At 68.5% G+C, this 16558-nt stretch carries 14 protein-coding genes and 1 pseudogene; 10 read left to right on the plus strand and 5 right to left on the minus strand.

The genetic code is table 11. From position 1 onward, the window contains the following. Position 1: 1 nt before the first annotated feature. The 3 genes from BMZ38_RS06740 to BMZ38_RS06750 form a co-directional block, all read right to left on the minus strand. The gene (locus tag BMZ38_RS06740; RefSeq protein WP_281243889.1) at positions 2-2410 is read right to left on the minus strand and encodes a phosphoketolase family protein; all 2409 of its coding nucleotides are present in this window, start codon (positions 2408-2410) and stop codon (positions 2-4) included. Between the two features lie 47 nt (positions 2411-2457). Further along, a complete protein-coding gene (locus BMZ38_RS06745) occupies positions 2458-3258 on the minus strand; it encodes a universal stress protein (RefSeq protein WP_091335720.1) in 801 nt (266 codons plus the stop codon). A 79-nt stretch (positions 3259-3337) separates the two neighbouring features. Next, positions 3338-4624 (minus strand): NRAMP family divalent metal transporter, encoded by a 1287-nt coding sequence (locus tag BMZ38_RS06750; protein WP_091335722.1) that lies wholly within the window; start codon positions 4622-4624, stop codon positions 3338-3340. Positions 4625-4751: 127 nt separating this feature from the next. Between BMZ38_RS06750 and BMZ38_RS06755 the strand changes: the two genes are divergently transcribed. The 6 genes from BMZ38_RS06755 (at position 4752) to BMZ38_RS06780 (ending at position 10710) form a co-directional block, all read left to right on the plus strand. Beyond that, positions 4752-5522, plus strand: a complete 771-nt coding sequence (locus BMZ38_RS06755) for an SDR family NAD(P)-dependent oxidoreductase (RefSeq protein ID WP_091335725.1) — start codon at positions 4752-4754, stop codon at positions 5520-5522. An 11-nt stretch (positions 5523-5533) separates the two neighbouring features. Further along, complete coding sequence (locus tag BMZ38_RS06760; RefSeq protein WP_091335727.1) at positions 5534-5971, plus strand: universal stress protein; 438 nt, start codon at positions 5534-5536, stop codon at positions 5969-5971. Next, the gene (locus BMZ38_RS06765; protein ID WP_091335729.1) at positions 5968-8535 is read left to right on the plus strand and encodes a cation-translocating P-type ATPase; all 2568 of its coding nucleotides are present in this window, start codon (positions 5968-5970) and stop codon (positions 8533-8535) included. The genes BMZ38_RS06760 and BMZ38_RS06765 overlap by 4 nt, the downstream gene beginning before the upstream one ends. An 81-nt stretch (positions 8536-8616) precedes the next feature. Continuing rightward, on the plus strand, positions 8617-9189 hold the full coding sequence (locus BMZ38_RS06770; protein ID WP_091335731.1) for a GNAT family N-acetyltransferase: 573 nt from the start codon (positions 8617-8619) through the stop codon (positions 9187-9189). 9 nt (positions 9190-9198) lie between these two features. Next, positions 9199-10083 (plus strand): universal stress protein, encoded by an 885-nt coding sequence (locus BMZ38_RS06775; protein ID WP_245747227.1) that lies wholly within the window; start codon positions 9199-9201, stop codon positions 10081-10083. Positions 10084-10122: 39 nt separating this feature from the next. Beyond that, complete coding sequence (locus BMZ38_RS06780; RefSeq protein WP_091335733.1) at positions 10123-10710, plus strand: SagB/ThcOx family dehydrogenase; 588 nt, start codon at positions 10123-10125, stop codon at positions 10708-10710. Between the two features lie 11 nt (positions 10711-10721). Here the strand turns inward: BMZ38_RS06780 and BMZ38_RS06785 are convergent, their stop codons facing one another. Continuing rightward, positions 10722-12116 carry an MBL fold metallo-hydrolase gene (locus BMZ38_RS06785; protein WP_091335735.1) on the minus strand — a complete coding sequence of 465 codons (1395 nt, stop codon included), beginning with the start codon at positions 12114-12116 and terminating at the stop codon, positions 10722-10724. A 171-nt stretch (positions 12117-12287) separates the two neighbouring features. Here BMZ38_RS06785 and BMZ38_RS06790 point away from each other — a divergent pair, with 171 nt between their 5' ends. Further along, positions 12288-12938, plus strand: a complete 651-nt coding sequence (locus BMZ38_RS06790) for a BON domain-containing protein (protein ID WP_091335737.1) — start codon at positions 12288-12290, stop codon at positions 12936-12938. 53 nt (positions 12939-12991) lie between these two features. On the opposite strand, the gene BMZ38_RS06795 is transcribed toward BMZ38_RS06790, so the two are convergent. Beyond that, positions 12992-13816 carry a universal stress protein gene (locus tag BMZ38_RS06795; protein ID WP_091335740.1) on the minus strand — a complete coding sequence of 275 codons (825 nt, stop codon included), beginning with the start codon at positions 13814-13816 and terminating at the stop codon, positions 12992-12994. 174 nt (positions 13817-13990) lie between these two features. On the opposite strand from BMZ38_RS06795, the gene BMZ38_RS06800 reads away from it, so the two are divergent. The 3 genes and pseudogenes from BMZ38_RS06800 to BMZ38_RS06810 form a co-directional block, all read left to right on the plus strand. Next, complete coding sequence (locus BMZ38_RS06800; RefSeq protein ID WP_091335742.1) at positions 13991-14818, plus strand: universal stress protein; 828 nt, start codon at positions 13991-13993, stop codon at positions 14816-14818. A gap of 8 nt (positions 14819-14826) precedes the next feature. After that, positions 14827-15810, plus strand: a complete 984-nt coding sequence (locus BMZ38_RS06805) for a zinc-dependent alcohol dehydrogenase family protein (protein ID WP_091335743.1) — start codon at positions 14827-14829, stop codon at positions 15808-15810. Between the two features lie 166 nt (positions 15811-15976). Further along, positions 15977-16555: pseudogene (locus BMZ38_RS06810) on the plus strand (Crp/Fnr family transcriptional regulator); the annotation flags it as partial. Positions 16556-16558: the final 3 nt, after the last annotated feature.

Genomic DNA, 16558 nt, shown 5'->3' on the forward strand with positions numbered 1-16558 from the left:
GTCACCCCATCGTCCAGCGCCACTGGGCGACTTCCGGCAGGTCCTCGCCGTGTTCGCTGATGTAGAGCCGGTGGCGCTCCATCGTCGCCCAGTAGCGGTCGGTCGCATCGGACGCGAGAGCCGACAGGCGCGGCACCCGCAGGATCGCGTCCAGCGCCAGCTGGTAACGGTCCAGGTTGTTCATCACCGTCATGTCGAATGGGGTGGTCGTGGTGCCTTCCTCCCTGTAGCCGCGCACGTGGAAGTTGTCGTGGTTGTGGCGGCGGTAGGCGAGGCGATGGATCAAACCGGGATAGCCGTGGAAGGCGAAGATCACCGGCTTGTCGCGGGTGAACAACTCATCGAAGTCGACGTCGCTCAGCGCGTGCGGATGTTCGCCGGGCGGCTGCAGCACCATCAGGTCGACCACGTTGACCACACGCACGCGCAGGTCCGGGGCGTATTCGCGCAGCAGGGTCACCGCGGCGAGCGTCTCCAAGGTCGGCACGTCACCGGCGCAGGCCATCACCACCTCGGGATCGCGCCCTTCGTCGGTGCTCGCCCATGTCCAGACTCCCGCACCGGTGCTGCAGTGGCGCGCGGCCGCGTCGATGTCCAGCCACTGCCACTCGGGCTGCTTGCCGGCGACGATTACGTTGACGTAGTTGCGGCTGCGCAGGCAGTGGTCGGCCACTGAAAGCAGGCAATTGGCGTCCGGCGGCAGGTAGATGCGCACGACGTCGGCCTTCTTGTTGGCAACGTGGTCGAGGAAGCCCGGATCCTGGTGCGAGAAGCCGTTGTGGTCCTGGCGCCACACGTGGGAGCTCAGCAGGTAGTTGAGCGAAGCGATCGGCGCACGCCAGGGGATGTGCCGGGTGGTCTTCAACCATTTCGCATGCTGGTTGAACATCGAGTCGATGATGTGGATGAACGCCTCGTAGCACGAGAACAGGCCATGCCGGCCGGTCAGCAGGTAGCCCTCCAGCCAGCCCTGGCAGAGGTGCTCGCTCAGTACTTCCATGACGCGTCCCTGCGGTGACAGGTGTTCGTCGACCGGCTCGATGGTCGCCATCCACGCCTTGGAGGTCACCTCGAACACGTCCTGCAGCCGGTTCGAGGCCGTTTCGTCGGGTCCGAACAGGCGGAAGTTGCCGGCCTGGGCGTTGAGTCGCATGACCTCGCGCAGGTAACGGCCAAGCACGCGGGTGGACTCGACCTCCAGCCCGCCGGGCGCGGCCAGCCGGACCGCATGGTCGCGGAAGTGGGGCAGGGTGAGCGGCTGCAGCAACACGCCGCCGTTGGCGTGCGGGTTGGCGCCCATGCGCCGGCGGCCGGTGGGCGCAAGCTCGGCCAGTTCGGGGCGAAGCCGCCCGTCTGCGTCGAACAGCTCGTGCGGGCGGTAGCTCAGCAGCCAGTCTTCAAGCAGTCGGACGTGGGCGGGGTCGTCGAAATCCTTGAGCGGTACCTGGTGGGCGCGCCAGGTGCCTTCCACCGGCAGGCCATCGACCACCTTCGGACCGGTCCAGCCCTTGGGCGTGCGAAACACGATCATGGGCCAGCGCGCTCGAGCGGGCGCCTGGCCGTCCGTCGCGTGGCGGGCAGCCTGCTGGATCCCGTGGATGCGCGCCAGCGCCTTATCCAATGCTGCCGCGAGCTGCCGGTGCACCTGAGCAGGATCGTCGCCTTCGACGAACAGCGGCTCGTACCCGTAACCGCGGAACAGTTCGCCCAGCTCGTCAGGAGTGATCCTGGCCAGCAGCGTGGGGTTGGCGATCTTGTAGCCGTTGAGATGGAGGATCGGCAGCACCGCACCGTCGCGGGCGGGGTTAAGGAATTTGTTCGAGTGCCAGCTGGTGGCGAGCGCACCGGTTTCCGCCTCGCCGTCGCCGACGATGCAGGCGACGATCAGGTCCGGGTTGTCGAACGCGGCGCCGTAGGCATGGGCCAGCGAATAGCCCAGTTCGCCGCCCTCGTGGATCGAGCCGGGTGTTTCCGGCGCCACGTGGCTGGGCACGCCATAGGGCCAGGAAAACTGGCGGAACAGCCGCCGCATGCCGTGCCTGTCGCGCTCGATGTCCGGATACACCTCGGTGTAGGAGCCTTCCAGGTAAGCCTGCGCGACCAGGCCCGGGCCGCCGTGCCCCGGGCCGATCACGTAGATCATGTCCAGGTCGTGCGCCTTGATCAGCCGGTTCAGGTGGACGTAGATGAAGTTGAGGCCGGTCGTCGTGCCCCAGTGGCCGAGCAGGCGGGGCTTGATATGGCGCCGCTCCAGCGGGACCTCCAGCAAGGGGTTGTCCTGCAGGTAGATCTGGCCGACGGTCAGGTAATTGGCTGCACGCCAATAGGCATCCATGCGCCAAAGCAGCTCCTCGGAAAGCGGCATGGACGTCGCAGGCTTCGCCGCTCGCACTGGGTCATCGGTAAACATGGGCGTGGCTCCGGGTACAGGCGTTTCGGTGAGATGGACGCGACGGCTCAGTGCGCCAGCAGCAACGGCAGGTGCGTGTGCGAGAGCACGTGGTGGGTCGTGCCACCGAGGACCAGCTCGCTGATGCGCGAGCGCCCCCATGCGCCCATGACCAGCAGGTCCGCCCGCATCGTCTCTGCCTCGCGCAGCAGGTGTGCGCCGGCATCCTCCCCGGGATGGAACGGGTGCCGCTGCTGCACGCTCACGCCCTGGCGGGCAAGCCATTCGCCTACCGCAAGCGTGGGTGGCCCGAAGCCGGGAAGGGTCTCGCGCCAACCATCCAGCAGGCGCACTTCGGAGGCGCTGCGCAGGAGAGGCAATGCGGCACGGATGGCCTCGGTGGACTCGCCCGAACCGTTCCAAGCCAGCAGCACGCGGGTGGGTGCGCCGCGCACTTCGTAGGTTTCCGGCACCAGCAGCATGGGCGCGCCGCCGGCAAAAAGGGTGCGGGTGACGTTGTCCCAGCCGATCGGAAGATCCTGCCGGCCAGGTGCGCTGCACACCAGCAGGTCGGCCATCCGCGAACGCGTCGCCAGCACGGTGACGTAGAGCCCCCGGTAGACCTCCCAGGAGCCCTGCACGTTCGACCGCCGGCTCAGCTCGTCCCACCACGGGGCGCGTTGCCGTGCCGAGTCCTCCTCGGCTTCCAGGATCGCCAGCGCATCGGGAATCGCCGTCACCGATGGGATCTGGGCAACGATGTGCACGCCTGCGGCGAACGCCTGCTGCTGCCGCGCAACGGCCAGGCCAAGCTGAATGGCGGGTACGTCTTCGCGCATGTGGTCGACGTTGATGATCATCTCGTACATGGCGCTTCTCCCGGCGAAGCTTCATGCTCGGCCGTGCACGAGAGTGCGGTTTGATCGAGGTCAACCCGGGCAGTGCTGATCAGGCGAATGCCATCGCGGCCACGACGCCTGCCATGGCTGCCGTGGCGGCCCATCCGAGCAGGCGCAACCACGACCGCACTGCCAGCGCGCCCATGACCTCCCGGCGGGTAGCGAGCCACATGGCGGCCGCCATCAGGGGCACCGAAATGACACCGTTCAGCACGGCCGCCCAGAACAGCATGTGGATCGGCCTCGTCGGAGTGAGGCTCAACGCGGCGCCGCCCAACGTCGCCAGGATGATCAGACCGTAGAACAGCTTCGCTTCCCCGAAGCGCCGGTCCAGCCCGCTGCTCCAATGGAACACCTCAGCCAGGGCATACGCTCCCGAGCCGGCAAGCACGGGTATGGCCAGCAGGCCGGTGCCCACGATGCCCATGGCGAACAGCATGCCGGCGAATCGGCCGGCCAGAGGCCGCAGCGCCCGCGCGGCATCGGCCGCGTCCTCGATCGCGCGCACGCCATGGCCGTGCAGCACCACCGCCGCCGCGAGGACCACGAAGAAACCGATCGCATTGGAATAGATCATGCCGACGACGGTATCGAGGTCGATCCGGCGCAATGCGCCGGGCGCGGCGGCCGGCTGCAGCAGCAGCGGCTCTTCCTGGGCCTGCTCTTCTTCCTCCACCTCCTGCGCGGCCTGCCAGAAAAACATGTACGGGCTGATCGTGGTGCCGAACATCGCCACCACGGTGAGCAGATAGTCGCGGTCGCGGCGCCAGACCGGCACCCACAGGCGGTGCAACGCTTCTGCCCACGGCACGTGTACGACCAGGGTGGTCAACACATAGGCCAGAAGGCTCAAGGTGAGCACCTTCAACAGCCGGGCGTAGCGCGCGAACGGAATGGCCACTTCCAGCACTGCCGAAAGTGCCGCAAACAGCACGACAAAGAGCGAGGCGCTCCCGCCCAGCAGCATGTGCGTCGCCTCGCCCATGGCCCCCAGGTCGGCAGCCAGGTTGAACACGTTCGCCGCCAGCAGCAATGCCACCAGCGCGAGCGTGAGCGCGCGTGGAAAACACCGCGTCATGTTGGCGGCCAGGCCACGCCCGGTAACGCGCCCGATGTGGGCGCACACGGCCTGGATGCCGATCATCAGCGGAAGCGTGAACCAGACGGTCCATAGCGTGGCCAGTCCGAATCGTGCGCCTGCCTGGGAATAAGTGGCGATTCCACTCGGATCGTCGTCGGCCGCACCCGTGATCAGGCCGGCGCCAAGCCGGATGGCCGATCCGCGCAGGCGGCGGACACGCAGCGCAACGCCATGTCGGAACAGCCGGATCGCCATGCAGGGCTCCGTGTAGTCGTGCCCAGCCTGCTGTGCGGCAGCCGCTGCAGGATTGACCAGGGTCAAGTTGTCCGATGGCCAGCCGCCTAGGCTGGTCGCACAACCGGCCAACCGCGCGGAGAAAACCATGAACAGGCTGCAGGACAAGGTCGCCATCGTGACCGGCGGTGCGGTCGGGATTGGCGCCGCGTGTGCGCGACGCATGGCGGAGGAGGGCGCCACGGTCGCCATCCTCGATCGGATGGATGACTCCGGACGCGAGCTGGCGGGGGAACTGGTCGGCCTCGGCCACCATGCGCGCTACCTGCACGCCGACGTCGCCTCCGAAGCAGAGGTGGCCCATGCCATCGACGAAGTGGCCAGCCTGTTCGGGCGGCTGGACGTCCTGGTCAACAACGCCGGCATCGCCGGCACAGACAAGCCCACCCACGAGCTGACCGAGGAAGAGTGGGACCGCGTACAGGCGGTGAACGTCAAGGGCGTGTTCTTCTGCACCAAGCACGCGATCCTGCACATGCGCCGGGCCGGAGGCGGCAGCATCGTCAACCTTTCCTCGATCTACGGGCTGGTCGGCGCAGCCGACGTGCCGCCGTACCACGCTTCCAAGGGAGCCGTGCGGCTGATGAGCAAGACCGACGCGCTGCTGTATGCGCGCGACGGCATCCGCGTCAATTCGGTGCACCCGGGCTTCATCTGGACGCCCATGGTGCACGGCTTTCTTTCCGGCCACGGTGGCGACCTGGACGAGCAGCGCCGACAGGTCGGTGCATTGCATCCGCTGGGGCACATGGGCGAGCCGGACGACATCGCCTGGGGCGTGGTCTACCTCGCCAGCGAGGAGTCGAAGTTCATTACGGGCAGCGAACTGGTCATAGACGGCGGCTACACCTGCCGCTGAAGGAGACGCGTATGTACCGCCACATCCTGTTACCGACGGACGGCTCGGAGGTGTCCATCCGCGCAGTGGACGCAGGCATCGAGCTGGCGAAATGGCTCAACGCGCGCGTGTATGCGCTGCACGTGATACTGCCGTTCCAGTCGCTTGCCTACATGACGCAGATCATTCCGCAGAGCGAGACCAGCTACACCGAAGAGTCGGTGCGATGGGCCGAGCACTACCTCGGCGAAGTGCGGGAGAAGGCCAGGCAGGTCGGCATCCCTTGCGACAGCGACTACGTGTTCGACAAGCATCCGTGCGATGCGATCCTGCGCGTGGCCCAGGAAAAGGGCTGCGACCTGATCATCATGGGTTCGCACGGCTGGCGGGGCTTCACCAAGCTGCTGCTCGGCAGCGAAACGCAAAAAGTGCTGGTTCACAGCCAGCTCCCGGTGCTGGTCTGCCATTGAACGTAGCCGCGCCGCCACCGCAGGCCCGTCCGGCCGGACTGGATAGCGACGAAGCCAGGCGCCGCCTTGCGAGGGACGGCCCCAATGCCCTGCCCGGCAGCAGGCACCAGCCGCTACTGCGCATCGTGCTCAAGGTGCTGCTCGAGCCGATGTTCCTGCTCCTGCTGACGGCCGGTGGGCTTTACCTCGCCCTGGGCGACCGCGCCGAGGCGGCGTTCCTGCTGGGCTCCGTGCTGCTGGTGATCGGCATCACCCTCGCCCAGGAGCGCAAGACGCAGCGCGCACTGGAAGCGCTGCGCGACCTGTCGGCGCCGCGCGCCCTGGTCGTGCGCGACGGCCGCCACCAGCGCATACCTGCTTCGGAGGTCGTGCGTGGCGACCTGCTGGTACTGGGCGAAGGTGACCGCATCGCCGCCGACGGGTTGCTGCGCGAGGGGCTGCTGGAGGTGGACGAGTCGCTGCTGACCGGCGAGGCCGTGGCGGCCACGCGGCTGCCTGGCGGTGAGTCGGCCCGCGTGTCCGCAGGCACGGTGGTGACCAAGGGCAGGGGGCTTGCCGAAGTGGTGGCCACCGGGTCGGCCACTGCCATGGGCCGGATCGGACTGGCGCTGGCATCGACGCGGGAAACGCCATCGGGCATGCAACGCGCATCGGCGCGGCTGGTGCGCGCGCTGGCGATCGCGGCGGTGTCGCTCGCCGTGGCCTACACCCTGCTGCGCTGGCTGTGGGACGGTGCCACCCTGCTCGACGGCATCCTGGCGGGCGTCGCCCTGAGCATGGCGATCCTTCCGGAAGAGATCCCCGTGATCCTCACCGTCTTCCTCGCGATGGGCGCATGGCGCATGGCACGCCACCAGGTGCTTACCCGCCGCATGGCGGCGGTGGAGGCGCTGGGCGCCGTGACCGTGCTGGCGGTCGACAAGACCGGCACGCTGACGCAGAACCGCATGCGGCTCATGGAGATGGCCCGGCCAGACGGTGGGCAGCATCTCAATGGCACCGGGCTGGTGCTGCCGCCCGGGTTCGCCGCGGTCGTCCACTGCCTGCTGCTGGCGACGCCGCCCTCGCCGTTCGATCCGATGGAGCAGGCGATCTACGCCTTCGCCGCCCGCTACACCGATGACCGTGGTTCGGCGGCCGCACCAGCGGCCGTGCACGAGTACCCGCTTTCGCCTGAGGTGCTGGCGATGACGCGGGCCTTTCCCGCCCAGCATCCGGGGCAATACGCACTCGCGGCCAAGGGCGCGCCCGAGGCCATCGTGGCGTTGTGCCGGCTGTCACCGCCCGACACGGCCCTGGCCCTGGCGCAGGTCGAGGCGATGGCCGCCCGCGGCCTGCGCGTGCTTGGCGTGGCGGAGGCGGACTGGCACGGCCCGGAGTGGCCCGGGAGCCAGCGCGACTTTCACTACCGCCTGCTGGGTTTCGTAGGGTTCGGCGATCCTCCGCGGGACGGGGTGCCTGCAGCCGTGGCGGAATGCCGCCAGGCGGGCGTTCGCGTGCTCATGCTCACCGGCGATCATCCGGTGACCGCCCGTGCGATCGGCGACCAGATCGGCATGGCGCCCGGCCGCGAGGTGCTGACGGGAGACCGGATCGATGCGCTCGACGACGACGCGCTGCGCGAGCGCCTCCGTCGCGTCGACATATGCGCACGGCTGCGCCCGGAGCAGAAGTTGCGCCTGGTGCGCCTGCTGCAGCAGTCCGGCGAAGTCGTGGCGATGACCGGCGACGGGGTCAACGACGCGCCCGCACTCAAGGCGGCCGACGTGGGCATCGCCATGGGCGAGCGCGGCACCGACGTGGCGCGCGAGGCGGCCGCCCTGGTGCTGCTGGACGACAGCTTTGCCAGCATCGTGCGGGCGATCCGCCAAGGCCGCCGGATCTACGACAACATCGTCAACGCGACTGCCTATGTCTTTGCCGTGCATGCACCGGTGATCGGGCTCGCGCTCATGCCGGCGCTCCTGCACTGGCCGTTGCTGCTCATGCCGACGCACATCGTGTTGCTGGAATTGGTCATCGATCCGGCGTGCTCGCTGGTCTTCGAGGCCGAGCCGGAGGCGCCGGACGTCATGCGCCGCCCGCCGCGGTCGCCGGGAGAGTCACCCTTCGCGCCGGCGAAGCTGGCCTACGCCCTGGTCCAGGGCGGTGGCCTGGCGATCATCCTGCTGTGTGGCTGCGGGATCGTCCTGTGGCAGGGCTGGAGCGCTTCGGAGACGCGGACCGTGATGTTCCTTGGCCTGGTCGCCTGCCTGCTCCTGCTCGTGCTCGTGCGCCGCCAGCGGCATGTCGCCGCCGCGGCCCCCGGGCAGGGCAATCGCTGGCTGCTCCTGATGCCGGCCGGCCTGGGCGGCATCCTGGTCGTGGCGCTCGGCGTGCCGGTCGTGCGTGGCCTGCTCGATCTGGCGCCTCCGAACCCCGGCACCGCTGCGGCGGCCGTCGTCATGGTGCTGGCGCTGGTCTCCTGGCTCGCGCTCCTGCCCACCGCCGCCCACGGCTTGAGCCAAGCACTGTCGTCAAGGCGATCCAGCCCGCGGGGCTCACGTGACCACGCGCGTAGTTGACAAGGATCAATCCGGCCCATGGGCCGCCATGACCCAATGAACCCGCAGGACGACATCACTACCACCTGACGAGGTCCGCTCATGTCCACGCTACCCAACGCGACAGCTTCACCGACCCCGGTGAGCGCGCCTACGCTGCTCGAGGGAACGCACTGGATCGATCACCTGCGCGATGGCACGGTGGTGCTGATCCGCCCATTGCGTCCGGAGGACCGCGAGCTCGAAGAGCAATTCCTGCGGGCGATGTCGCCGGACGCCAAGCGCCTGCGCTTCCTTTGCAGTTTCCGCGAGGCGAGCCCCCAGCTGGTCGACCAGTTGATGGACGTCGACTACGACAGGCGCATGGCGTTCCTGGCGCTGGCGCACGAAGACGGGCACCTGCGCGAAGTGGGCATCAGCCGCTACAGCGCATCGAGCGACGACACGCGCTGCGAATGCGCGGTCACGGTAGCCGAACATTGGCGGCACAAGGGATTGGCCGTGGTGCTGATGCGCCATCTGATCGACGTGGCCCGCAAGCACGGCTTTCGCCAGATGTACTCCCTCGACGCCGCCGACAACCAGGCGATGCAGGAGCTGGCCGCCTACCTGGGGTTCAAGCGGTCGCTCGACCCCAGCGACCCGACGCAGGTCATCCATACGCTGGCCTTGTGAGGTGTCGCCATGAACGTCGCGTCCCACCCGCAGGCCTCGGCAACCGGCATGAAGCCGGCTACACCCATCGCCAGCCGCCTCTCGGACATCGTTGCCGTTGCCACCTGCACCTCGCCCTGGAATCCCGCCGTGGAGGTGGCCGCCACGCTGGCTGCCCGCTGGCAGAGCCTGCTGACCGGATGTTTCGTGGACGAGTCGCTGCGCATGCTGCGCGGGCCGGAGAGCGAGCCCTCCGTGCTGGGGCTGCTGCTGGACACGCCAGTGCAGAATTACGAGGAGGGCGACCAGTTCCGCTCCTTCGCACGGAGCAAAGGCGCACCGCACGCGTCATGGGTCGTCGCCCATACCGGGCTTGCGCGCGTCCTGCGCGAACTGGGGGCATGGCACAGCATGGCGGTGCTGGAACGGGACGTGGTCGAGGGCGACAGCCTCGCCGAGCTGCTCGGCGAAGTGCTGATCACCTGCCGGTTGCCCAGTCTGATCCTGCCCTCGGGCTGGGACCGCGACGCCCGCTTCTCGCGCGTACTGGTGGCCTGGGACGGCAGCGTCGAGGCCACGCGCGCCATCCACGCGGCGCTACCGTTCCTGCAGGATGCCCAGCGCGTGGTCCTGCTCGATGGCGGACGGCCGCACAGACCCGAGGGCGAATGCTATCTGCCGCACTTCGAACCTTTCGTCTACATGGCCCGGCACGGCGTCGAAGCCGACCCCATGTGCGTCGGCGTTCCGGCCCGCGCCGCGGGTGCCGCACTCCTGAAGAAGGCCGAGCAGGTGGGGGCTGACCTCATCGTCATGGGCGCGTTCGGACATTCCCGGCTGCGCGAGAACGTGATCGGCGGCGCGACGCGCTACATGCTCGAGCACTCGCGCATTCCCGTGTTCCTCCAGCACTGATGGCGACCGGCAGGCGCTCGGTCCCCACAGGAGGCATCCATGGACATCGAAATCACCAATCGGATAGCCCTTTCGGTGCCGCACAAGGCCGGCGGCATGCCGCTGATGATGGCGCTCTCCCGGCGCCACAGCACGCGTCTGTATACCGATCGACCGCTGTCTCCACAGTTGCTGTCTGACCTGCTGTGGGCCGCGTGCGGCATCAATCGCCCCGCCACCGGCGGTCGCACGGCCCCCTCGGCCCGCAACTGGCACGCGATCGACATCTACCTCGCAGCGGCTGACGGTGCCTGGCGATACGAACCCGAAGCGCACTGCCTGCAACGGGTGCTGGCGAGTGACGTGCGCGCGTCGACCGGCATGCAGGAGTTCGTGGGTACGGCCGCGCTCGACCTGGTCTACGTCGCGAATCTGGCACGGATGGAGGCGACCGATCCGCTCGAGCGGCGTTTCTACTGCGGCGCCGACGCCGGCGCGATCGCACAGAACGTCTACCTGTTCTGCGCGGCCGAAGGCCTGGCGACGGTCGTGCGCGGACTGGTGGACCGCCGCGCGCTGGCCACGGCGCTGGGGCTGGGTGCGCGCCAGCGCGTGCTGCTTGCGCAGACGGTGGGATTCGCGGCCTGAGGCCCGCAGCGCTAGTCCAGGTCGATGCGCTCGCCCATTCGCGGCATCTGCGGGGCCAGGCCGCGCGAGGCCAGTACGTTGGCGAAGCAGCGCATGCCACGCTCGTACTCGCCATGGACCAGCAGGACCTGCCTGCGCGGCCGGTCGCCTAGCCAGGCCAGCAGGGAAGGGCGATCGGCATGGGCGGAAAAGCCGTTGATGGTCCATACCTGCGCGCGGACCGGAATGTCCTCGTTGAACACGCGCACGCTGGATGCGCCATCGACGATGCGCCGGGCGAGCGTGCCCTCCGCCGCATAGCCGACGAACACCACGGAGCTGCGCTCCCGCCACAGGTTGTGCTTCAGGTGGTGGCGCACGCGCCCGCCGTTGCACATGCCCGAGCCGGCCAGGATCACGGCGCCCCCGTCGATGTTGTTGATGGCCATCGATTCGACGCTGCTGCGGGTGAAATGCAGGCCCTCCATGGCGAACGGGTCGCCATGGCGAAGCACGTCCAGGAACGCCTGGTCGAAGCACTCGGGGTGGCGGCGAAAGATTTCCGTCGCGGAAATGGCCATCGGCGAATCGAGGAAGACGCGTACGTGGGCGGGAATCGCACCTTCGCGCAAACCCTGGTGGAGGTAGTAGAGGATCTCCTGCGCGCGTTCCAGCGCGAAGGTCGGGATCACGACATTGCCGTGCCGCTGGGCCGTCTCGCGGATCGCGCGGAACAACTCCTGCACGGAATCCGGGAGGGGGCGGTGTGGACGGTCGCCGTAGGTGCATTCCATCACGACGTAGTCCGCATCCGGGGCGGGTGTCGGGTCGCGCAGCAGCGGCCGTCCCGGGTTGCCGAGGTCGCCGGAAAACAGCACCGAGCGGTGCAGTTCGCCATCCCGCACGTCGAGACGAACCGAGGCCGAACCCAGAATGTGGCCGGCGTCGAGAAAGCGCGCAACGATGCCGGGGACGACCTCGGTCGCCTCGTCGTACCCGACGCCCCGGTCGAAGAAATCCAGCGCATGCAAGGCATCGTCCAGGTCGTAGAGCGGCGCGGCATGGTCCTGGCCGTTGCGGCTGCTGCGGCTCGCGTGCGCTGCGTCTTCCACCTGCAGGCTGGCGGCATCGAGCAGCACCACGCGCACCAGCTCCCGGGTCGCCGACGTCGCCAGGATTCGTCCGTGGAACCCCTGGCGCACGAGCAGGGGGATGCGCCCGCAGTGGTCCAGGTGTGCATGGGTAAGCAGCAATGCGTCGACGGACGCCGGATCGAAGCCGAACGGCTGCGCGTTGGCCGCTTCGGTATCGCGGTCGCCCTGGAACATGCCGCAGTCGACGAGCAGGCGGTGGCCGCCGGCCTCGATGAGGTGGCACGAGCCGGTGACCTCGCGCGCGGCGCCGTGACAAGCGTAGGTAAGGGGCATCGCGATGCATCCGCCGATCCAGTGCGGCGTACCGTGGCACGCATGGCACCCGGCGGCTTGACCAGGGTCAATCGCGGCTGGCCGAACGGCAAACTTGATCTCGCTCAAATGGCGGCCCGTTCCGTAATGGCGCAATGGCACCTCTCCCCCACCGACATAACGAGGTGTGCCATGAACGACCTGAGCCTGAGGGACGACGTACTGGAGGAACTGGATTTCGAGCCGAGCGTCGACGCATCGAACATCGCCGTCATGGCCAAGGACGGCGTGGTGACCTTGACCGGACACGTCTCCAGCTATGCCCAGAAGATCGCTGCCGAACGCGCGACGTGGCGCGTCAACGGCGTCAAGGCGATCGCCCAGAAGATCGAGGTCCAGCTGCCGGGCAGCAAGAAGCTCAGCGACGACGACATCGCCAAGCGCGCGCTCAACATCATGACCTGGGACGACCTGACGCCCTCGGACAAGATCCACGTGAAGGTGTCCGACGGCTGGGTCACCCTGACCGGCGAGGTGCCCTGGAACTACCAGCGCCAGGCCGCGGAGGCGGACGTGCGCAAACTGTCCGGCGTGACCGGCGTGTCTAACGACATCCAGGTGGTGCCGCACGTGCAGGCCGGCGACGTGCGCAAGAACATCCTCGATGCGCTCAAGCGGCATGCGGAAGTGGAGGCCGACCGGATCAAGGTGGACATCCATGCCAACGGAGCGGTGGCCATCGAAGGCCGCGTCGACGACTGGGAGGAGCGCCAGGCCGTCGAGCGCGCTGCCTGGTCGGCGCCGGGCGTGCGCACGGTGGAGAACCGGGTGCGCATCGCATAAGGAAGGCCGACTGCCTTCCAGAGGGGCGCGCCAGCGCCCCTTTTTTTGCCCGCTCAGTTCTTGAGCAAGACCGGCAGGCGACTCTGCGCCAGCACGGCACGCGTGGTCGGCCCCAGGCAACGCTCTCCGCGGCGACGGTGTCCGCTTGCTCCCATCACGATCAGGTCCGCGCGCATGTCGCTGGCGTACGCCAGCAACTGTTCGCTTGCGGCCTCATCGACCCCCGGCACGGTTTCCACGGCGGCAACTGGGACGCCCTGGGTGCGCAGATGCGAGAGTGCGTCCGTCTGGTCGATGCGCATCCATTCCCGGTCCGGCTGCAACAGGGAGACCACCTGGGCGCTGCGCAACAGCGGCAGGGCGGCATGCAGGGCACGGCTGGATGCCGGGGAGCCATCCCAGGTCACCATTGCGTGGATCAGGCGACCCGGGGCCACGTTGGCTGGGGGGACGGCGATGCAGGTGGCCCCGGCGAGCAGGACTTCGCCGATCAGGCGCTCTACCGGACCGTCGGCCGTGGCATCGCCCTGCAGCACGATCAGGTCGTGCCAGTCGCCGGCCATCGCCAGCGCATCGGCTGCCGGCCCGATCGCAACCTGCCAACGGGTATCGGACACCCCGAGCTGGTTCGCCCATGCCGCGAAGTCGCGCCCCGCGAGCATCGCCCGCTGCAGTTCGTCCTGTGCGTAGGCTGCCATCTCGGCGACCAGCCTCCGCGGGCCGGGCACCGGTGTATTGCGCGCGGCCACGAAGAGGCCGGTGAGCGATGCCTGCATGGCGGCGGCAAGCTGCGCCGCGTAGCGGACGCTGCCGTGCCAGGTCTGGAATCCGGGGCTGTGGGCCACGATGTCGCGCACGGTCGTGACCTCCTCGATCAAGTTGCGCCATCGCAGCGTGGCGCACCTTGCGTGCGCGGTTTTGACTTAGGTCAGTCCTAGGCGTGGCGCGGCGCGCACGTGGTGCAGTTGACCTGCGTCAGCTTGTCCGCTGCACGCTGGCCTAGTGTCGCGACGACGCGGCCCGGCCGGGCGGCGCAGGCCTGGAGGTACGCCATGTATGACATCCTCATCAACACCCTGAGCCACGAAAACTGGTCGCGTGGTGCACAGTACGGCACGCAGCTGGCGGGCCTCCTGCAGGCATCGGTCACGGGGGCGTACGTTTATCCGTCCCCCCTGTATGCGACACCAAGCTTCAGCACGCCGGAATTGATCGAGGCGGTTCTGGAAACGTGCCGCACGCTCGAAGCGAGCGCGCTGGCCGCCGAGCGACCCTTCATCGACTGGGCGAACGGCATGGGCATCGAGCATGCCGCCTGGGTCGTGGGGCAGGGCAACCTTCCCGATGCGCTGGTGCAGATCGCGTGCTGGCATGACCTGCTCGTGCTCGAACGCAATCCGGGCTGGGCGTGGTCGTCGCCTTCGGATCTGGCCTCGCTGATCCTTTCGGTGGGCCTGCCGTGCATCGTGGTACCGCCCCAGCCGGTGCTGACGGTGGCGCTGTCGCGCGTGGCGATTGCCTGGAACGGTGCCTCCGAAGCGATCCGCGCGGTGCACGCAGCCTTGCCGCTGCTGCAGCGGGCCGACGAGGTGCTGCTGCTGCGCGGGGCACCCAAGGACACGTTCCAGGAAGTCACCTGGAAGCCGCCTTTCGACATCGATGCCTACCTCAAGCGGCACGGTGTCCGCGCGCGCTCGCAGGATCTGCTGACCAACGAGCACGGCGCCGGCGAAGCATTGCTCGAACAGTCCGATCGCTTCCACGCCGACCTGTTGGTGATGGGCGCCTATGGCCACAGCCGCTTCAGCGAGTGGGCCCTGGGCGGGGCGACGCGGGACGTGCTTTCGAACGCACGGCTGCCCGTGCTGTTCCGGCATTGAGGCGTTCCATGCGGGCGATGACGCTCGACCGGATCGGGCACCCGCTGGTACTGCACAAGCTGCCGGACCCCGAGCCGGGGCCCGGCGAAGTCCGCTTGCGGGTCGAGGCCTGCGGCGTGTGTCGCACCGATCTGCACGTGGTCGATGGCGAGCTTCCGGACGTGACGCCGCCGCTCGTGCCGGGGCATGAGGTAATCGGCAAGGTCGACCGGCTCGGCACCGGCGTCGGCCGCTTCGGGCTTGGCCAGCGGTTGGGCGTGCCATGGCTGGGCTCGACCTGCGGCGTGTGCGATTACTGCCGCAGCGGCCGCGAGAACCTGTGCGATGCGCCAGGCTTTACCGGCTATACCCGACCCGGTGGCTTCGCCAGCCATCTGGTCGCACGGGCCGACTTCTGCATTCCCCTGGGCGAGGAGATCGATCCGGTCGCGACCGCACCGCTGCTGTGCGCAGGCCTGATCGGCTGGCGCGCGCTGTGCAGGACGGGAACGGCGAGGCGGATCGGCATCTACGGCTTCGGGGCCGCCGCCCACCTGATGACCCAGGTCGCGCGGCACCAGGGCCGGCGGGTGTATGCGTTCACCCGTGCGGGCGACCTGGCGGCGCAATCGTTCGCCCTGTCGCAAGGCGCGGCCTGGGCGGGCGATGCCGCGGCTGCCGCACCCGAGCCGCTCGATGCGGCGATCATCTTCGCGCCGGCGGGTGAGCTCGTGCCGCTGGCGCTCGCGGCCGTACGCAAGGGGGGGCGGGTCGTGTGCGGCGGCATCCACATGTCCGACATCCCGGCGTTTCCCTACCGGCTGTTGTGGGAGGAGAGGGAACTGGTGTCGGTCGCCAACCTGACGCGGGCCGATGCCCACGCCTTCTTTGCCGAGGCGGGCCGCGCGGACGTCCATGCCGCGATCCGGCGCTACCGGCTGGACGCGGCGAACGAGGCGCTCGAAGACCTTCGCCACGGGAACCTCAGCGGAGCGGCCGTGCTGGTGCCGTAACCAACGGTAGCCACGCTGTTACCGACCGTTACACAGGGTTGCAGGGCCGTCGTCGTGCGGTGGCAATGGCGGGCTAGTCTGGCCGTGTCCCGCCTCTCCGGAAACCGCCATGAACGCCCTTGCCACGCAGACTTCGTTTCCCCCTTACAGCCCGCAGTCCCAGGCGATGGCCGTGGCGGGCCCGATCGACATCGACCAATTGTCCAGGCACGTTCAGATCCTGCGCCGGAAGCTTGCGCCCGGACAGCACGCTTACCGGGCGGGACAGTCGTTCCACGCCATCTACCTCGTCCACGCCGGCTTCCTCAAAACCTGCGAGCTGTCCGAGGACGGACGCGAGCGGGTCACCGGCTTCCGCATGCGCGGCGACCTGGTGGGTGTCGAGTCGATCGGGCTTGCCCATTATTCGTGCGACGTGGTGGCGCTGGACGACAGCGAGATCTGGGAGTTGCCCTATCCGCCGGTGATGCACGCGTGCCTGTACATGCCCGAGCTGCAGAGCCGCCTGACCGCGGCGCTGGCCGAGGAGATCCGCAACGACCGGGCCTGGATGCTGGCCCTGGGCACGCTCTCGGCCGAGCAACGCGTGGCCGCTTTCCTGCTGGACATGGCCAGGCGGCACCTGCGGCTGGGCTTCAGCGCGCGGCACTTCCTGCTGCGCATGGGGCGCGCCGATATCGCAAGCTTCCTGGGGCTCAAGCACGAGACCGTGACCCGCGCGCTGACCAGGCTCGACCGGCTCCAGTGC

This window comes from Frateuria terrea (genome assembly GCF_900115705.1).
Taxonomy (GTDB): domain Bacteria; phylum Pseudomonadota; class Gammaproteobacteria; order Xanthomonadales; family Rhodanobacteraceae; genus Frateuria_A; species Frateuria_A terrea.